12 protein-coding genes are annotated in these 17,840 nt (G+C 43.9%); 5 read left to right on the top strand and 7 right to left on the bottom strand.

Annotated features, from left to right (window positions below):
- Nucleotides 1-6 precede the first annotated feature (6 nt).
- The 6 genes from BY457_RS00385 to BY457_RS00410 all read right to left on the bottom strand — a co-directional run bounded on the left by BY457_RS00385 (nt 7) and on the right by BY457_RS00410 (nt 8,541).
- On the bottom strand, nt 7-918 hold the full coding sequence (locus BY457_RS00385; RefSeq protein WP_106151364.1) for a PorP/SprF family type IX secretion system membrane protein: 912 nt from the start codon (nt 916-918) through the stop codon (nt 7-9).
- A gap of 17 nt (nt 919-935) precedes the next feature.
- Complete coding sequence (locus tag BY457_RS00390; RefSeq protein WP_106151365.1) at nt 936-3,155, bottom strand: gliding motility-associated C-terminal domain-containing protein; 2,220 nt, start codon at nt 3,153-3,155, stop codon at nt 936-938.
- Between the two features lie 194 nt (nt 3,156-3,349).
- Nucleotides 3,350-4,834, bottom strand: coding sequence for a TlpA family protein disulfide reductase (locus BY457_RS00395; protein ID WP_258176473.1), 1,485 nt, complete (start codon nt 4,832-4,834; stop codon nt 3,350-3,352).
- 10 nt (nt 4,835-4,844) lie between these two features.
- Nucleotides 4,845-5,327, bottom strand: a complete 483-nt coding sequence (coaD, locus tag BY457_RS00400) for a pantetheine-phosphate adenylyltransferase (protein ID WP_106151366.1) — start codon at nt 5,325-5,327, stop codon at nt 4,845-4,847.
- A gap of 131 nt (nt 5,328-5,458) precedes the next feature.
- Complete coding sequence (locus tag BY457_RS00405; protein WP_106151367.1) at nt 5,459-6,868, bottom strand: glycosyltransferase; 1,410 nt, start codon at nt 6,866-6,868, stop codon at nt 5,459-5,461.
- Nucleotides 6,865-8,541, bottom strand: coding sequence for a hypothetical protein (locus BY457_RS00410; RefSeq protein WP_106151368.1), 1,677 nt, complete (start codon nt 8,539-8,541; stop codon nt 6,865-6,867). Before BY457_RS00410 ends, BY457_RS00405 begins: the two co-directional genes overlap by 4 nt.
- A gap of 638 nt (nt 8,542-9,179) precedes the next feature.
- On the opposite strand from BY457_RS00410, the gene BY457_RS00415 reads away from it, so the two are divergent.
- The 4 genes from BY457_RS00415 to BY457_RS00430 all read left to right on the top strand — a co-directional run bounded on the left by BY457_RS00415 (nt 9,180) and on the right by BY457_RS00430 (nt 13,437).
- Nucleotides 9,180-10,364, top strand: coding sequence for a hypothetical protein (locus BY457_RS00415; RefSeq protein WP_106151369.1), 1,185 nt, complete (start codon nt 9,180-9,182; stop codon nt 10,362-10,364).
- Between the two features lie 18 nt (nt 10,365-10,382).
- Nucleotides 10,383-11,609: a quaternary amine ABC transporter ATP-binding protein gene (locus BY457_RS00420; RefSeq protein WP_106151370.1), complete on the top strand. Its 1,227-nt coding sequence runs from the start codon at nt 10,383-10,385 to the stop codon at nt 11,607-11,609.
- Nucleotides 11,610-11,611: 2 nt separating this feature from the next.
- Nucleotides 11,612-12,484, top strand: coding sequence for an ABC transporter permease (locus BY457_RS00425; protein WP_106151371.1), 873 nt, complete (start codon nt 11,612-11,614; stop codon nt 12,482-12,484).
- 89 nt (nt 12,485-12,573) lie between these two features.
- Nucleotides 12,574-13,437, top strand: coding sequence for a glycine betaine ABC transporter substrate-binding protein (locus BY457_RS00430; RefSeq protein WP_258176474.1), 864 nt, complete (start codon nt 12,574-12,576; stop codon nt 13,435-13,437).
- Between the two features lie 323 nt (nt 13,438-13,760).
- Here BY457_RS00430 and carB read toward each other — a convergent pair whose 3' ends face one another.
- The gene (gene carB, locus BY457_RS00435; RefSeq protein WP_106151373.1) at nt 13,761-16,985 is read right to left on the bottom strand and encodes a carbamoyl-phosphate synthase (glutamine-hydrolyzing) large subunit; all 3,225 of its coding nucleotides are present in this window, start codon (nt 16,983-16,985) and stop codon (nt 13,761-13,763) included.
- 358 nt (nt 16,986-17,343) lie between these two features.
- Between carB and BY457_RS00440 the strand changes: the two genes are divergently transcribed.
- Entirely contained in the window at nt 17,344-17,823 is a 480-nt protein-coding gene (locus tag BY457_RS00440) for an arginine repressor (RefSeq protein WP_106151617.1), read from the top strand.
- The last annotated feature ends 17 nt before the right edge of the window (nt 17,824-17,840 follow it).

Below are 17,840 nucleotides of genomic sequence, written 5' to 3' on the forward strand. Positions count from 1 at the left end.
AGGGGTTTAGAAGAACTTGGGACTGGGTGTGTTTATTTTATAGCCAAAATCATATTGAATGGAGATTTCATGGCTTCCATTGTTGAAATCACCAATATCTCCCAAAGAGTAATCAAACGAATAGGCCATACGCAGTTGCGGGAGGATCTGCCAGCCGGTATGGAAAATCAACTCTTCACGGGTGCGGTAAGTAACGCCTCCCCAAATCATTTTGTCATAAATGACAGATGCCGAGAGATCTGCCCAACTGCCCGTCTCCTGGTTTGCCTTTAACAGAAAGGAGGGTTGAAGCATCAGGCTGGATGATACATCGAACAGGTAACCACCGGTGACAAGAATATCAGCTTTTTGAATATCCAGGGCTGTTCCATCCATCTTCTCAAAATCGTGAGAAAAAAATTCGGGGATGGAGATGCCTCCAAAGAAGCGATTGTTGTAGATGCTCCAGCCAAACCCTGCCTGTGGCCCGTTGGATGCGTCATTGCCGGCAAAAGCAGGATCACTGTCATCCTCAAGGCTTATCTCATTCCAGTTGATTTGGTAGCTGGAAAAACCACCCGAAAGGCTAAAGGCCATCCAGGTATATGGATTAACCCTTACTCTGTATGTATAAGCCAGGGAAAATCCCATGTTGTTTTTAATCGTGAATTGTTCGTTAAAAACCTGCAACCCAAGTGCCATGTTGGGGTTTTTCATTGGCGTGTGAGCCGTGAAATACTGAGCTTGTGGCGACTGTGGCAGCCCTGCCCACTGTTTGCGGAACGAGCCGAAAACACTCAGAACTTCCCGTGAGCCTGCAAAGGCACTGTTGATGGCAAACCTGTTGTGCATATATTGACTCAGTGTCATGGCTTTTTGTGCCGACACAGATATGGTCAAAAGAAGAAAAATGGATAGAATGAGGCCCTTTGTTCTCATTTGTCAGGGGTTTAGTTTTAATTGCGTTTGATGACTATATAATCTTTTACCGGATCGATGCCGTCTCCTCTGAAGATGAAATAGTATATTCCGTTTTCGAGTGGATTCCCATCGCTGTCTCGCCCGTCCCAAAGATTGCCCTCTTCCAGGTCATTTTGTTGAAATACTACTTTCCCACTTTGGTCGAATATCAACAATTCGTTTCGGGGAATCGTGTGTGCGCCTTTAATATAAAACGAATCGTTTACCCCGTCGCCGTTGGGAGAAATCCCGGTGTGGTAGGTAAGCCCTTTGACGGTAATGGCAATGGCGTCCGATGCCGGAGGGCAGGCTCCGTTGGTTACCGTCCATAGGATTTCCACCTCTCCGTGTTTCAATCCTGAGATGGTGGCATCTTTCGCTCCCGGATTGGCAATGCTTCCGGGGCCGGATGAAATATACCATTCACCGGTCCACTCATCGGTGGATGATACCGGTTGTCCTGCATGGAGAATGGTTTCGTATTGATTGTAAAGGGTTATATCTTCACCGGCATAGGCATCGGGTTCTTCATCAAACCTGATGGTTACTTCATCGGTTGCTGTACAGAGTCCGTTGGTTTCGAGCCATGTTAGCGTCACGGAGCCAAAGTCGGTACTTTGATAAGTTGCCTTGGGCTCACTGGTTTCATTATTCAGAATGTCACCTGTCGGAACTTGCCATTCGCCAAACTGTGCCACGGGCGACATTTGGGCTTCCAATTGCACTTCCTTTCCACAGACAGCCTTGTCGTTACCCGCATTGGGCGCAGGCATCTGATCCACCAAAACAGAAAGCTCTGAAGTCAGAATTGTCTCACATCCAAACTGGTCGGTAAGCGAAGTCATTTGGATGGTGGTGGATTGATTGGGAGATGCGGAGAAAGAGAACGAGGCATCCTGATAATCGATGGTTTGTGGTTCTTCGTCCAAACTATAATTAAGCGTCCAGGGGCCATTGTTCCCGGTTATTGTGAATGCGAAACTGACTTCGTCACCCTGGCAAATGTGTGCATTTTCCTCTTCAAAGGAGATGGAGGGAAGCTCTTTGAATTGGATTTCGACCTGATCCGAGTTTTCGCAGCCATTGTTGTTTTCTGTCCAGGTGAGCGTGTATGTTCCTTGTTCGGTAACATTAACCCCACTGTTTGGGTCATTTATTGCTGATAAGGAGACTTCCGGATGTTCAGATGTCCAGGTGCCGGTGCCTTTGTCGCTGATGGCAGCCAACTCTGAAGAAAGACCGCAGGCAAGAAAATCGTCTCCTGCATTGGTTGTCGGCTTCAGGTTCTCGATGGTGGCTGTTCCTGCGATATCTTCCGGTTTGGCGAGGCAACCGTTGTAGTCTTTTACCCATAGCAACGAGTAGGTGGTTTCACCCTGAACACTCACCTGCTCGTTGTGTTCCACAGTTGTTGCGGTACCTTCTATTGTTTGGCTTTCATCATCAGTAACTGCAAAAGACCATGGTGTTGAGGCTGACGGATTCTCTTCTCCCGTGAACGAAAGCTGGAGTGTAGCTTCTTGTGGTGCTGTGCCACAAACTTCCGAGCTGGTGGAAATGGATGCAGATGGCGATCCTCTGAAAATTACCTGCACTTCGTCCTGTGCCATACAGGCTCCGTTATTTTGTGTGAAGGTAAGCGAATATGTTCCCGGTGATGAAAGACTGTAATGGCTGTTGGTGGCAGCAGGATCCGAAAGGGTTCCCTGTGCCGGAGTTTCCCAATAGTAATCAGAAGAAATCGGATCGGGTACTCCACTCAGTACCGCGGTGAGTCCACAGGAATCAATATCGTCTCCTGCACCGGGAACCGGAAGTTTCCAGTTGGTGAAGGTTACGCCCGGATCGGTTGTATCCGTCCAGGTAATGTCATCTTTTGACATTTCGGTGACCTGGATTTGAAAGGATTCGCTGGCCTGACCTTCAGGAATGGATAGAGAGATAGTTTTGGTAAGGTATAAAATGTTGTTCTCATCTATGTCCGTAGTGTAAACATAATCTTCAGAAGTGGTGATTGCGTTTGGAGAAAGCCGTATTTTGTACTTAAACGGTGTCACTCCGGTAAATTGAATGGCCAGTTCTATTGTGGCTGATTCGTTGTCGCAAACATCAATGTTTCCACTGATGATTCTTGCATCTATTTCGGTTTGAGAATAGGCGCCGGGTGAAAGGCTTAAAAAAATGAATGATGCAATAAGTATTTTAAGTTTGTCCATCTTGTTGAAACCCTAAATTCAAATGCGTTTTAAGTAAAAAATACACTTCTTTACAAACCTAATAAAAAAGTTGGTGTAAAACGCAATTATTTAGTGCTGTATGGACTGTTTTTACAAATAGAATCAGTGCATTCATCAAAAAGAAGAGCCCAAAAGGTGCTTTGTTAATCGAAATTGAAAGAAACCCTCCTGTTTTACGGGCCAAAAATGGATTCTCTTTTTTCCGGGTTTTTCCGCTGTTGTTCCTGTTGATACTGGCGGTATTGTTTGATGAAATGATCATGAAAGTTTTCGCCCGGAGCCGGAGCCGGAGAAAGAACCAATGTTCCTTCGGGATTGATGAGGAAATATTGCGGAACGGCTTTGATATTATACTTGCTTAAAATGTTGGCATTCATCCCAAAATGGAGAAAAGTCCAGGGGTAGTCGCTGCTCTCCACAAAGCTTTGCGCTTTCTCGTAGTTGTCATCGGTCAGAACAGTGATAATCTCCAGATCTCTGTTAAATGTTTCATGAAGTCGTGGCAGTAATCTTAACTCCTGGCGACAGGTGTAGTTTTCTGTATGCATGAAGTTGAGATAGACAAATTTGCCCTGGAAATCCTTCAGGCTGTGTTCTTCCCGGTCAAAATCCATCAGCGTAAAGGCTGGAGCCACTGAACCGGGCTGCAAGGCAGAGAGCTTCCTGTGAATTACATGTGCAAGCTCTTTTATCTCCCTGACCGAGGAGCTGTCAGATGCCTCGCTTATTAATTGAAGGGCTCTTTGCTGTGACAATAGTTTCTCGTGATAGCTTTGGTAGATGGTCCAGAAGGCCAATAATTCAGAAATGTCCTTTTTTTGAAAAATGCTGTCTGTCCTTATCAGTGAAACTGTTTTTGAAAATGTTAGCGGAGCGGTAAAGTCTTTGTTCAGGGTTTTACGGGCAAATCCTCTAAAAACATCCCTGAATGTTTCCCAATATGCCGGCAGATTAAACGGCACCGGTTGACCGGCAAAGTATTTCTGAATGATGTCTTTCTCCGGATTGCGTGATGTAAGCATTTCCAGTCTGGCATACCTGTACCTTTTATGGTTTTTGAAATAGGTATCTGAATTGTCCGGGAATCGGGTTTCAAGGGTGTCTATAATCGCTGCGACTGCCGATTTGTTTCTGGAAGCCATTAACTTGATGGCCCGGGTATCTAATTCGTAATAGAAGGCATCGTCGAAGTTTCGTATCCGGGCATTCAAATCATTACTGTCCTGGTTCACAATTCCCAACGAAATGGCTTCAGGAGTATAAAACGGATTCAGCCGTTGAGGTTGCGGTACGGGCCTGAAGGGGGGCAATTTGAGCTCGTAATGTTGACCGGGCCGGAGATAAATAAATCCGCGGTAACTTCCTAAATCTGCAAATGCATAGGTTGTTTCGGGTAAATCAATGGAAAAAGAGAAATGTCCTGTGGAATCTACCTGCAAAGAGAATAATTCCTCTGTCTCAAAATTCAGGAAGTTTTGATAACGCTGAAAAACCAGACCCATATTTCTGTATTCCGGAGCATGCCCCGAGATACTTGTTGTCTTTGTTTGTGCAACAGCCTCCCCAAGTGGGAGTAAACAAAGCAAAAGACCTATGAGTAATGTGAGTTTTTTCTGCAGAATCATTAGCTGTTTTCCGGATATTAAAGCATGAATCATGCCAGTTTGGTTATTGTTCACGGCTCACCCGGGCTACCTGAATTTTTATTTTTTCGGGAATGAACTTGGATGCATCTCCGCCGTGTTTGAGAATGTCTCTTACAATGGAAGAGTTTACCGGTGTGTGTTCGGGCGATGTCAGTAGAAATACGGTGTCGATGCCCGACATGGATTTGTTGACCTGCGCAATGGCACGTTCATATTCAAAATCGGCAGAGGTTCGAATACCTCTGAGTATGAAGCCACAGCCCAATTCCTTAGCAAAATCGACTGTTAACCCGTCGTAAGTTACCACTTCGATGGCCGGGATATCCTGAAAAACCGATTCAATCCATTCAACTCTTTGTTTTACGGGAAAGAAATCTTTCTTGTTGGCATTGAATCCTATGGCGATATAAACTTTATCGAATAGTGATAAGGCGCGTCGCACAATGTTTTCATGGCCAACGGTGAAAGGATCGAACGACCCGGGAAAAAGTGCTGTTTTTTGCATGTTTCCTGTTTTTTCTGACAAAATTAAAAATCACCTGCTTCCTGAGAGGATTAGAGTGTAAAAATCCTAAAAATAAGTCAGACCACCAATTCCCGCGTATTGTTTAATTTTGTGTTTCGTTAGTGCTCTGATTACCAGAATTTGATCTTTGCTGCCGCAAAGGCGGCCATTTTCAGGAGTATTAATCCGTGGGAGAAACGACTGATGTTGGTGTCTCCGTATTTTCGTTCCTGGTATCGAATGGGAAGGTCGATGATCTTTAAATTTAATTTGTAGGCGCCAAACAGCAGGTCAAAATCTCCAAAAGGGTCAAATTCCCCAAAGAAAGGGCGGTTGGCGGATAGCTTGAGGTAGTCTGAACGGTACATGACTTTTGTTCCGCAGAGCGTGTCTTTTACCGGTTGTTCCAGAAGCCACGAGAAAAGCATGCTGAAAAAATAATTGCCTACGGTGTTTAACGGACGCATGGCATTTTTTTCCATGGGATAAACCAGTCGCACCCCGTTGATGAAATCTCCTTTTCTGAATGTCAGGGCATTAAAGAATCGGGGCAGGTCTTCGGGTGGCACGGTGAGATCGGCATCCAGAATCATGAGCACATCTCCGGATGCCTCTTTGAAACCGGCTCTTACGGCATCTCCTTTTCCTTTGCCGGGTTGTTGCAGTATTTTTATCTCATGTGTTTCAGCATATTTCCTTTGTACTTCCTGAATGATCTCCCAGGTATTGTCTGTTGAATTGCCTTCTACAAAGATGATTTCGACTTTTCCTCCGAATTGGGGAATGCGTTGTATGGCAGCCTCTATATTGCCGGCTTCGTTGCGGGCAGGAATTACAACACTGGTGGATAATGTATTTGGACCAGGTTTTTTGTTTGGAAAAGGTCGGGCAAAAAGGAAATTGTTGAGCGACAAATGCCTGATTATGGGAAGGCGTGAGACTATTCTGTTGAAAAACCAGGATATGAGGGGTATGTAAAAAGGAATCAGCATATTTTTATTTACCCTGTAGGTCTCGAAACCCGAAAGGTAGAGGAGGTTTTTCAGGTCATTGGTGGACAGCCAGTTCTGAAGTGGGGTTTTCCGTTTTAGTCCAAGAGTCTCGGCCAGTCGCAGAACCGGTTCCCACAGCCGATTGTAGTAGGTTACAATGATGCGGGTACCCGGGTGACTTATTTTGGTCAGTTCATGAAATGCTTTCTCCACATCAGGCAAAACTCCGACCAGATTGGAAAGAACGATCGTATCGTATTTTGCATTTAGTGTAATCTCTTCAGCAGCCATGGTGTGAAACCGGATGTCCGGATTCCGCTCCCGGGCTATTTTGATCATTTCAGGGCTGAAATCAATGCCGGTTTTATCTTGTGCCTCCAGCTTGCTCAGTAGTTCTCCTGTTGCACAGCCTATTTCCAGTATGTTGTGCTGTTTGGGAATAAAATAATTGCAAAAACGGGTAATGCTATCCCAGTAATAAGATTTCTTTTTCCGGTAGGCCGGCCATGTTTTTGCTGCTTTATTGTAATAGTTGAGTATTTGATTCATTTTGTTTCTGCTGAATGTTTTAGTTCAGGGTTGTTTTCAAGAAACCGGGTATAGTCTATTTCAAAAAGCCATGCTTTTTCTTCTTCTCCAATCTGTTTTCTGAGGATGAAGGAGTTTGGATATTTTTTGGCAATAAAAGACATGTATCGGTGAATCGTATTGATTACCTGGCCGGTATTGCTTCTGGGATTTTTTCTTAGCGAAGCAACCATGATGTGTGAAACTTTTCGTTCATACAGGCTCATCAGTAAAGTGTCCGGATTGTCAGAGTTGAATGAATAAATTCCGTAGAATTTTTTACCTCCGGAATAAAGACGGGCCATGTTTGGCTTTCTGCAGGCGACATAGCTTTCTTCAGGCAATTCCCTGGCAACATACTTCGACATTTTTAGGTAGTTCTGCCAGTCGGGGGTATAACCGTAAAGTTTTTCTCCTTTAATATTTTTAAAAACCGAGGAGAAATCAGTTTGCTTAATGGTCTGAACCCCGGTCAGGATGATCGAGATTCCTATCACCAGGAGTGAGATTTTTTGAATCCATTTTTGATTATTTTGCCTTACCAGACTGATGATGTTTTCTATAATTAAAATAAGAATCAGGGGGAAGAAGGGGATGATTAACCGAACCTGGTCCCAAAGCGGCTGAAGTGCAAAAAAAGTAAGTCCTACTGTGAAGGCCACGTAGATTCCGGTAAAAAACAGGAAATGGCGGCCTGCTTTATAAAAACGGATGACTCCCCAAATGAAGAGCAGATACAATATAATGGCCGGAAGTGCCGGTTTTGAAAGTGACATGGCCGGTTTAAATCCGGTGAGGATGAAGAAATGTTTTGACAAATAGATTTTTGAATTTTCCCAAAACCTGATAAAAAATCCCGAAAGAGTTTCCATGCCCTGACTCTTTTCGTAGGGATGTTTCTGCAACAGTGAGGTGAGTTGGTCGTTTCCTGTTGGTTCGATGTTGGTGAATGTGTTTAACATCAGGAAATAGGCCGATAGAAAGATCGTTACGAAAAGGGTTGTGAAGAACAATCCACGCCATTGTTTCCGGGTAATAAAGTAGATGATCAGGGCCGGAGTGGCTACCAAGGCTACCGTTCGGGTTAAGTACAAAGTAACAAGCAGAAAAGCGAGAACTGCAGCTTGTGTGATTTTTATGCGGTGTTGTTTTTGCCATTCTATGGTGTGGAACAGAAAAAATAAAAAGCCGGCTTGCAGGCACATGAAAAAGGCTTCGGAATAGGTCTGGCTGCCAAAATAGAGAAAGTGATGGTTGACTATCAGTAAAAAGCCCGTGGCGGTTATAGTGATGAGCGATACTTCCTTTGAATAGGACTTCAAAAGTAGTAGTAGTGAGAAGGTCAGGAAAAGCCAGGACGATATTTTGAGTGCAACAATATTAAGTCCGGTGAGGCCTACCAGCAGCGAAAGAACCGTGGGATACACAGGGCCCTGAAACTTTGGGAACCGACCTTCTTCTATGAGGCGGAGTGCGCGGATGATATAGGCACTGTCGTCACCTCCTTCGCTGATTCTCAGGTTAAAGGTCAGGAAACTGAGCAACAGGTATATGATTCCTGCGCCTATGAGCAGAATGTCCTGGTGGCTCCGGAGATATAAACTGATGCGTCCCGGGAGTGACTCGTTCCTTTGTTGGGATGTTTTTGTTCTCATCGGGGTTGGTTTGTGCGTTTGTTTGGAAGTTCAAAAATAGCAAGTTCAGTGAATTATACACTCTTTGTGGTCTCTTTTTTCTTTTTTTGATGGCTTCGGAATTTTTTATACACTTAACAGTATGATGCCTGGCACTGAACCACTGGTCAGTCTATAGTGGCGGACAGGAATCTGTCACGTCTTATCAGGGGTAAACCCACTCTTTGTATGGTTATTGAGTCAGGAACAAAAACAGGTTCTATAGAAACTATTTGGAGATGTATGGATAAACCTGTATATTTGCAGCTGTTTTTATATACCGTTTCTGTTTATATAGTCCCTTTAAGTTTTGTTGGTATAGAAATAATCATGTTTTAAAATGAATAAAACAGAATTATTGGTTTTGATAAATAATTGTTTGTCAAAACAGATTTGTTTTGCCCTTTCCCAAAAATAAAACTTGACTATTGTGAATTTAAATGGTTAATTTAAAAGGCTTTTGGTATTTGGGAAGAAATTCCCGGATTGCTTTAAAGTGTTGCTGTTACTCAATAATGGTGGGAGACAGATAAAGTTTAATTTTTTACACAGGTAACAAAGCCTGTTTTTATTAATAATTAGAAAAGAGTTTAATCTAAAAATTTAAACGATTGAAAATTATGAAGAAATTATTATTTACGATTTTTGCCGTAGGAGGACTTCTAACCCATGGGGCGTTGCAAGCCCAGGAAGCTCAGGAAGATTATGTGAAGTTTGGAGGGGCAGTTCGTTACAATATTCATGATAAGAGTTGGAATGACGATAAAACTGATCCCCAGTTCACCTGGGATACCTGGCGCTTGAATGTGGATGCCCGTACTGCCGGAGTTGATCTCAGTTTTGAGTATCGTTTTTATCCAACTTCAGGGAATTCGCATTTCTTGCATCACGGATGGTTGGGGTATGGCTTCAACGAAGATCTTTACATGAAATTGGGGGTTACCCAGGTGCCTTTTGGAATCACTAAATTTGCTTCTCACTCATGGTGGTTCCAGATTCCTTATTATGTAGGTCTGGAAGACGATTATGATATGGGTATTAAGTTTGATTATACCGGTATTGAGAATCTTACGCTGAACTTTGCTTATTTTCATCAGCCGGAGCCAAACGGTGGTGTTAGTGCAGGTTTAGATCCTAATGCTTCTCGTTACTCATATGATATTACATCTATTGCCCCCAGTGTAGATGATGAAGGGAAAGAGATTCCAGGAACAGGGGCTGCCATTAAGGAGACAAGGCAGTTTAACATTCGCGCTGCATACAATTTGTCAGATGATTGGGAGATTGGACTTTCAGGACAATTTGGAAGTAATTACAATAGTGTTCTTGATGAATCAGTGGCTTCAAATGCTTTTGCGGCTCACGTAGTGGGTAATTTTGGAAATGGCTTTAACTTTAAAGGAGAGTACATTTCTTATGATTATGGAGCAAAGGATAATGCCGGAAATGATTTGGCTGCTGTTCAAATGGGAGCTTATGGTTCTAACTATAACGTTGCTGCAAAAGCCGATATCTGGGTAGCAGGTCTGGCTTATTCTATTCCTGTAGAGTGGGGCCCGATCTCAAATATTCAACCGTATATTGATTATTCTGTAATCACAAAAGCTGAAGAGGGTTTTCATAACAGTGAGCATTTTGTACCCGGATTTTTGGTTACTGCCGGAAGCATTTATACCTATGTTGACTGGGCCTTTGGTAAAAACAATGCCTGGGTAGGAGACCAGTGGACGAATGGTTTAGCTAAAGGAAAAGATCAAAGTGGCTGGGATCGTCGCTTCAACATCAACATTGGTTACTATTTCTAAAAATATAATCCTAAGCGAATGAGCAAAATTGAAGTTAAAGACCTGTACCTTATATTTGGTTCCAAGCATAAGCAGGCGCTCGAACTGGTAAAAAAGGGGGTAAGCAAAGACAAAGTGCTTGAGAAAACCAAATGTACAGTGGCGGTTAAAAATGCCAATTTTTCAATTGAGCAAGGTGAGATATTCGTAGTGATGGGACTTTCCGGTAGCGGAAAGTCCTCACTTATCCGCTGTTTTAACCGCTTGAACGAACCAACTTCCGGCTCTATTCTGGTGAATGGGGAGGATGTTCTGAAAATGAACGATGAGCAACTTCGCAGGTTGCGACGTACCGAATTGTCAATGGTTTTCCAGCATTTCGGACTTCTGCCCCACCGTACCGTATTGGCCAATACAGCTTTTGGCCTTGAGATTCAGGGGATTTCTGAAGCTGAAAGTTATGAGAAAGCCCGCGAAATGATAAAAACCGTGGGGCTGGATGGCTATGAGGACATGATGACCGGTGAGCTGAGTGGAGGTATGCAGCAGCGTGTCGGCCTGGCTCGTGCCCTTACAACCAATCCCGAAGTTTTGCTGATGGACGAGGCTTTTAGTGCACTCGATCCGCTGATTCGCACCAATATGCAGGATGAGCTGATTGAGCTTCAGCGAAAACTCAAAAAGACCATCGTGTTTATTACGCACGACCTGGATGAGGCGCTTAAACTGGGTGACCGTATTGCCATTCTTAAAGATGGCGAGATTGTTCAGATTGGTACTCCGGAAGAAATTTTGGTGAATCCGGCAGACGATTATGTTCGGGCATTTGTTGAGAATGTTGACCGAAGCATGATTGTTACCGCATCAAGCCTGATGTTTAAAAACACCGGAAAACTCATCTTGGAAAAAGATGGGCCGTCACTGGCACTTCGTCGTATGCGCGAAATGGGTGTGAACCGCCTTCCGGTTGTTGACCGTGAGAATGTTTTTCTGGGCTTTGTACGTGACAATGATGTGGTGGAACTGAAGAAAAAGGACGACCGGGATTTGAACAAAATCCTGATTAAGGATGTCATGCCTAAGGTTGCACCAGATACACCTGCGGCCGATTTGTTGCCGCTGTTTATTGATAAGCAATTACCACTTCCGGTGGTGGACGACGATGGTAAATTGCTGGGAGTGGCAGTTCATTCCTCAGTGATTGCCGAAGTTACCGGACGTGATCGTGAAGAGATTATTGAAATTAAAAACAGCGGAGGCCTATAGTTATGGAAAAATTAGATATTGGAAAATACATCGAGAGTGCCATTGATTCCATTACTCAGCATGCCGGACCTGTTTTGGATGGTATTGCGCTGGTGATTGAAGGAATTGTGGATGGATTGCAGAATGCTTTGCTCTCTGCTCCCTCCTGGCTGATTATGATATTGATGGCCCTGATCGCTTATTATGTTCAGGCGGGCGGTGTAAAACCTGCCCTGACCAAAAAAGGCTTTAAAAAAGCTTTTGGACTGGCCATTTTTACAGTTATCGGTCTGTTTCTGTTGCTATGGATGGATTATTGGGAAGAGACCATGCAAACGTTGGCATTGGTGCTTGCTTCCGCCTTTCTGGCGTTGTTGACCGGTATTCCATTGGGAATATGGGCTGCCAGAAATTCAAAAGCAGATCAGGTGATTCGTCCCGTGTTGGACTTTATGCAGACCATGCCGGCCTTTGTTTACCTGATTCCGGCTATTCTGTTTTTCTCGGTTGGTAATGTTCCTGGTGTTGTGGCCACTGTAGTGTTTTCACTGCCTCCGGCGGTACGTCTTACCAGTCTTGGAATCCGCGGGGTGCCTGAGGAGGTTGTTGAAGCAGCGCAATCATTTGGAAGTACCAAAAGACAGTTGCTTTTCAAAGTGCAGATTCCTCTGGCTATGCCAACCATTCTCGCCGGTGTCAACCAGGTAATTATGCTTGCATTGTCCATGGTGGTAATTGCATCAATGGTAGGAGCTGCAGGCCTTGGAGAGCGGGTTTACTCCGGAATCCTTCAGGCAAAAGTAGGTCTTGGTTTTGAAGCCGGTCTCGGAATTGTTATCCTGGCCATTATTCTTGACCGTGTGACACAGGCCCTTGGAGGTCTTGGTAAAAAATAAAATATGTAATATATTCTGTGCATTACATTGCGCAGTCTATAGGATTGTTGATAATTTTCGACATTCGAACCTTAAAATCGATTATGATTATGAAAAACAAAATTGCAAAAATTCTAAATCTGACAGTTGTTGCAGCCATTCTTTTAGCTGTAGCTTCCTGTGCAGGAAAAAAAGATCAGAAGAAAGAAGTTTTTATTCCATATCCAAACTGGTCTGAGGGAATTGCTATGACCCATCTGGCAAAAGCATTTCTGGATCAAAACGGATATGATGTAGAGATTAAGCCCATTGAACCGGGTCCTATTTATGCTTCTTTGTCAAAAGGTGATGCTGATGTGTTTCTGGATGCATGGTTGCCATACACACATGCCGAATATTGGGAGCGTTTTGGCGATCAGATAGATCACATCGGAACTGCTTTTGGTAATGGTACCACCGGATTGGTTGTTCCTTCTTATGTTACCATCAACTCTATTGAGGAGATGAATGACAATGTGGACAAGTTCGATGGTGAGATTATTGGCATTGGTAGTGGAGCAGGTGTTCACAAGAATACCCTTAAAGCTATTGATGAGTACGGACTGAATTTCAAGCAGGTAACTTCTTCAGGTACTGCAATGATTGCTGCTCTGGAAGGTGCTATCCAAAGCAAAGAGTGGATTGCAATTACCGGATGGAAACCTCACTTTAAGTGGGCTCGTTTCGATATTAAATACCTCGAGGATCCAAAAGGAGTTTATCCTACTGATGAGGTGCAGATTCTTGCACGTAAAGGTTTTACCACTGATTTCCCAAAGCTTGGGACTTTCTTTGGAAACTTTAAGCTGGAAGAAGCCAAGCTTTATGAACTGGTTGATGCTGTAGAGAACGCTACCGATCCGCTGGAAGGGGCTAAGCAGTTTTACCAAAACAACAAGGAGATGGTTGACGGCTGGTTTCCTGCCGCTGAATAATCAGAACCTATCAAACAAAAAAACGGGATTCGAAAAATTCGAATCCCGTTTTTTTTTGTATGATATCTTGATTAGTGTTCGTTTATAAACAGAGCAAAGTTAATTATTAGCCAAATGTCTGGTCAGAAAGTGGTACTTTATGGACAGAGACTAATTAGTGACTGTCTATAAGCTAAGTAAAGTTTCTCAAGTTCGCTGTTTCTGTTCAGAAGGTTCCGTTTACAAGGCTTGCCATTAGCGGAAATGCGGAGTTTACTTGAGTAAATGAGCAATTTCCGCTAATGGCGTAACGCAGTAAACGGGACTTTATGGACAGAAATTAATTAACGATATTCATTCCAGCTCTTTATAGAAATATCACTGATATCCATCTTGCAAAAGGCATAGATAAATGCGCTTGCCAGGCGGGCATTTGTAATGAGAGGAATGTTAAAGTCTATCGCATTCCGACGAATTTTATATCCGTTGCGCAACTCTCCCTTACTTAGGTTTTTGGGGATGTTCACTACCAGGTCAATCTTTTTCTCCCTGATGTAATCCAGGGTGTTGGGTTGCTTGTCAGGTTCGTCGGGCCAGTGCAGCATAGTGCTTTTGATGCCGTTCTCTTCAAAGAACTTGTGCGTTCCGGCTGTTGCATAAATATTGTACCCTTTTTCCACGAGCATCTTGGCACTCTGCAGCATCTCAACTTTACTTCTAAGCGGACCGGAGGAGATCAGAATGTTCTTTTCCGGAAGTGTGTATCCAACGGCCAGCATTGATTGTAATACGGCATCGTAATAGTTGTCACCAATGCACCCAACCTCGCCGGTTGAGGCCATGTCCACACCCAGTACCGGGTCGGCATTGAGCAATCTTGAGAATGAGAATTGCGGGGCTTTAATTCCCACATAATCCAGCTCAAAAATGCTCTTGCTTGGTCTTTCCACCGGCAGGTCAAGCATTACACGGGTGGCAATGTCGATGAGGTTTACCTTCAGCACTTTTGAAACAAACGGGAAACTCCGTGAAGCCCGCAGGTTACACTCAATTACTTTGATGTCGTTGTCTTTGGCCAGCAACTGCATGTTAAACGGGCCTGAGATATTCAGTGCTTTGGCAATTTGTCGTGCTATTCGTTTTACCCGTCTGATGGTCTCGATATAGAGTTTTTGGGGCGGAAACACAATGGTAGCATCTCCTGAGTGGACTCCCGCAAATTCAATGTGCTCAGAAATGGCATAGGCAATCATTTCACCATTCTTAGCCACTGCATCAATTTCAATTTCTTTGGCTTGTTCGATGAATTCGGAAACCACTACCGGGTATTGTTTTGATACATTTACGGCCAGTTCCAGAAAGTGGTCCAGTTCTTCCTCGTTTGATACTACATTCATTGCGGCACCGGACAGAACATAGGACGGGCGTACCAAAACCGGGTAACCCACCTCTTCAATAAACTTGTAAATATCCTCAGTAGAGGTCAGCTCACTCCAGCGGGGCTGATCAATCTTCAGGGTATCCAAAAGGGACGAAAACTTCTGGCGGTTCTCCGCTCTGTCGATATCTTCCGGAGAGGTTCCCAGTATAGGAACTTTGTTTTCATGCAAACGCATGGCCAGGTTGTTGGGAATCTGGCCCCCAACCGAAACAATGACTCCTTTGGGAGACTCAAGATCAGTGATGTCGAGCACTCTCTCCAGTGTGAGCTCATCAAAGAACAGGCGGTCGCAAACGTCGTAATCTGTGCTTACCGTTTCGGGGTTGTAGTTGATCATCACCGACCGATACTTCTGTTTGTTGATGGTATCGATGGCATTGACACTGCACCAGTCGAATTCTACACTTGAGCCAATTCTGTAAGCTCCGGAGCCCAGTACAACAACAGATCTTCCGTCTTTCTCAAATTCTATGTCGTTGTATTCTCCGTTGTAGGTTAGGTACAGATAGTTGATTTGAGCGGGAAATTCTCCTGCCATGGTATCTATCTGTTTTACTACCGGTAATATGTTTCGCTCTTTTCGGTATGCTCTCACCTTTAACAGGCTCTCTTCCATTGCAATATCGTCAGGATTGATGACGATTCGGGCAATCTGGAAATCCGAATAACCCATTTGTTTGGCTTTCAACAGTAATTCATCCGGAAGAGACTCCAACGAATTGTATTTGGCCAGCTGAATTTTCAGGTCACTGATGTTTTTCAGTTTCTCCAGAAACCATTTGTCAATCTTGGTGAGGTTATGAATTTCTTCCACGGTGGATCCGTTTTGCAGCGATTCCGAAATGGCAAAGATCCGTTGATCTGTTGGTTCGGCAAGTTCTGTCTCCAGCACAATGTCCTTCAGAAGCTGGTTGGCTACAAATCCGTGCATGCCCTGGCCAACCATCCGAAGCCCTTTTTGAATGGCTTCCTCGAATGTACGTCCGATGGCCATGATTTCTCCCACACTTTTCATGCTGGAGCCAATTTGTTTGGAGACCCCGGAGAACTTGTTGAGGTCCCATCTGGGGATTTTACAGACGATATAGTCCAATGCCGGCTCAAAAAAGGCAGGAGAAGTCTTGGTTACCGAGTTTTTAAGTTCAAAAAGGCCGTATCCAAGTCCCAGTTTGGCCGCAACAAAGGCCAGCGGATAACCGGTTGCTTTGGAGGCCAGGGCGCTGGATCTGGATAAACGGGCATTTACTTCAATTACTCTGTAATCTTCGGAGTAGGGATCCAATGCATATTGAACATTACATTCACCTACAACTCCGATATGGCGTATTATTTTTATGGCAAGTTCGCGTAACTTGTGATATTCCGAATTGCTGAGAGTCTGAGAGGGAGCTACTACAATACTTTCACCGGTGTGAATTCCAAGGGGGTCGAAATTCTCCATGTTACAGACAGTGATACAGTTGTCGTAACTGTCGCGCACCACCTCGTATTCCACCTCTTTCCAGCCTTTTAGAGATTCTTCCACCAATATTTGCTTGGAGTAGGAGAAGGCATTGTCAGCACGCTGAATGAGCTCTTTTTCGTTGGAGCAGAAACCGCTTCCCATACCTCCCAGCGTATAAGCAGCCCTTATGATAATGGGGTATCCCATTTTATCCGCCGCTTTTACTGCATCCTGTACCGATGTTACTGCGACGCTTTTGGGGGTTTTGACATCAATTTCACCCAGTTTGCCGGCAAAAATCTCCCGGTCTTCTGTGTTGATGATGGATTGAATGGGGGTTCCGAGAACTTCCAGATTGTATTTCTCCAAAATGCCCTGTTCGAAAAGCTGAATTCCACAGTTCAGGGCTGTCTGTCCTCCAAAAGCCAGTAGAATGCCTTCGGGTTGCTCTTTTTTTATTACCTGTTCCACAAAATAAGAAGTCACCGGCAGAAAATAGATCTTGTCGGCAACTTTCTCTGATGTCTGAACCGTGGCAATATTGGGATTGATGAGGATTGTCTCGATCCCCTCTTCCTGAAGAGCTTTCAGTGCTTGTGAGCCGGAGTAGTCAAATTCTCCTGCTTCGCCTATCTTCAGGGCTCCCGAACCCAGGATGAGTGCTTTTTTGATGTCCTTCTTCATTGGTTGATTGTTTTTGTGCTTGTAGGTAAACCTGTTATCCGGGATGCAAAGGTACATTATTCTCTATTAACCTCAATGCGTAGTGAGGTTAATTTTGTATATTTTATGAATATATGTAATGGATCTATTTTGTGGTAAATGGTTTGATATTGTCCTTTTCTTGCCGTTCTAATGGTTTTAGGAGTGTTTGGTTGTTTTTAATAAAAATGGAAAAAAATACGCATAAATTTTTGGTTTTTACTTAAAATGAATAAATTTGCATATTGATTTGAATAATTATTCTTGAAATTTTAAAACGGGCTGCTTGTTTCTTTTTGCCGCATTTTATAGCAAAAGGGGCAACTTTCTTTTTTCTGATATGAAAATAAAAACACAAAGACTAAATGTTATTCGACAATTGATTTCTGACAACAAAGTAGGGAGTCAGGAAGAGTTGCTGAATTTGCTTGAGCAGGAGGGATTCTCGACTACACAGGCAACGCTTTCACGTGATCTGAAAGCGTTGAAGGTAGCCAAGCGTCCCGATATTGAAGGTGGTTATGCCTACGTTTTGCCTGAGGATAATGATGATAAAGAGGATGGGGACGGAGCGGATGTGTTTCCCGTCAGTGGTCTGGAGTCCATTGAGTTTTCGGGGAATATGGCCGTTATCAAAACCCGGCCCGGATTTGCCAATAGCATCGCTTCTGTCATAGATAGTCACGGACCTTATGAGGTGCTGGGCACCATTGCCGGAGATGATACCATTTTGTTGATCAGTAAGGAAGGAGTTTCTCGTCCCGATGTAATCAACGCTTTGTCGTTGTTTATGCCCGGGTTGAAAAAGAAACTGGTGTAGAACAGGTTGAAGTTATT

It is taken from the genome of Marinilabilia salmonicolor, assembly GCF_003003035.1.
Classification (GTDB): Bacteria; Bacteroidota; Bacteroidia; order Bacteroidales; family Marinilabiliaceae; genus Marinilabilia; species Marinilabilia salmonicolor_A.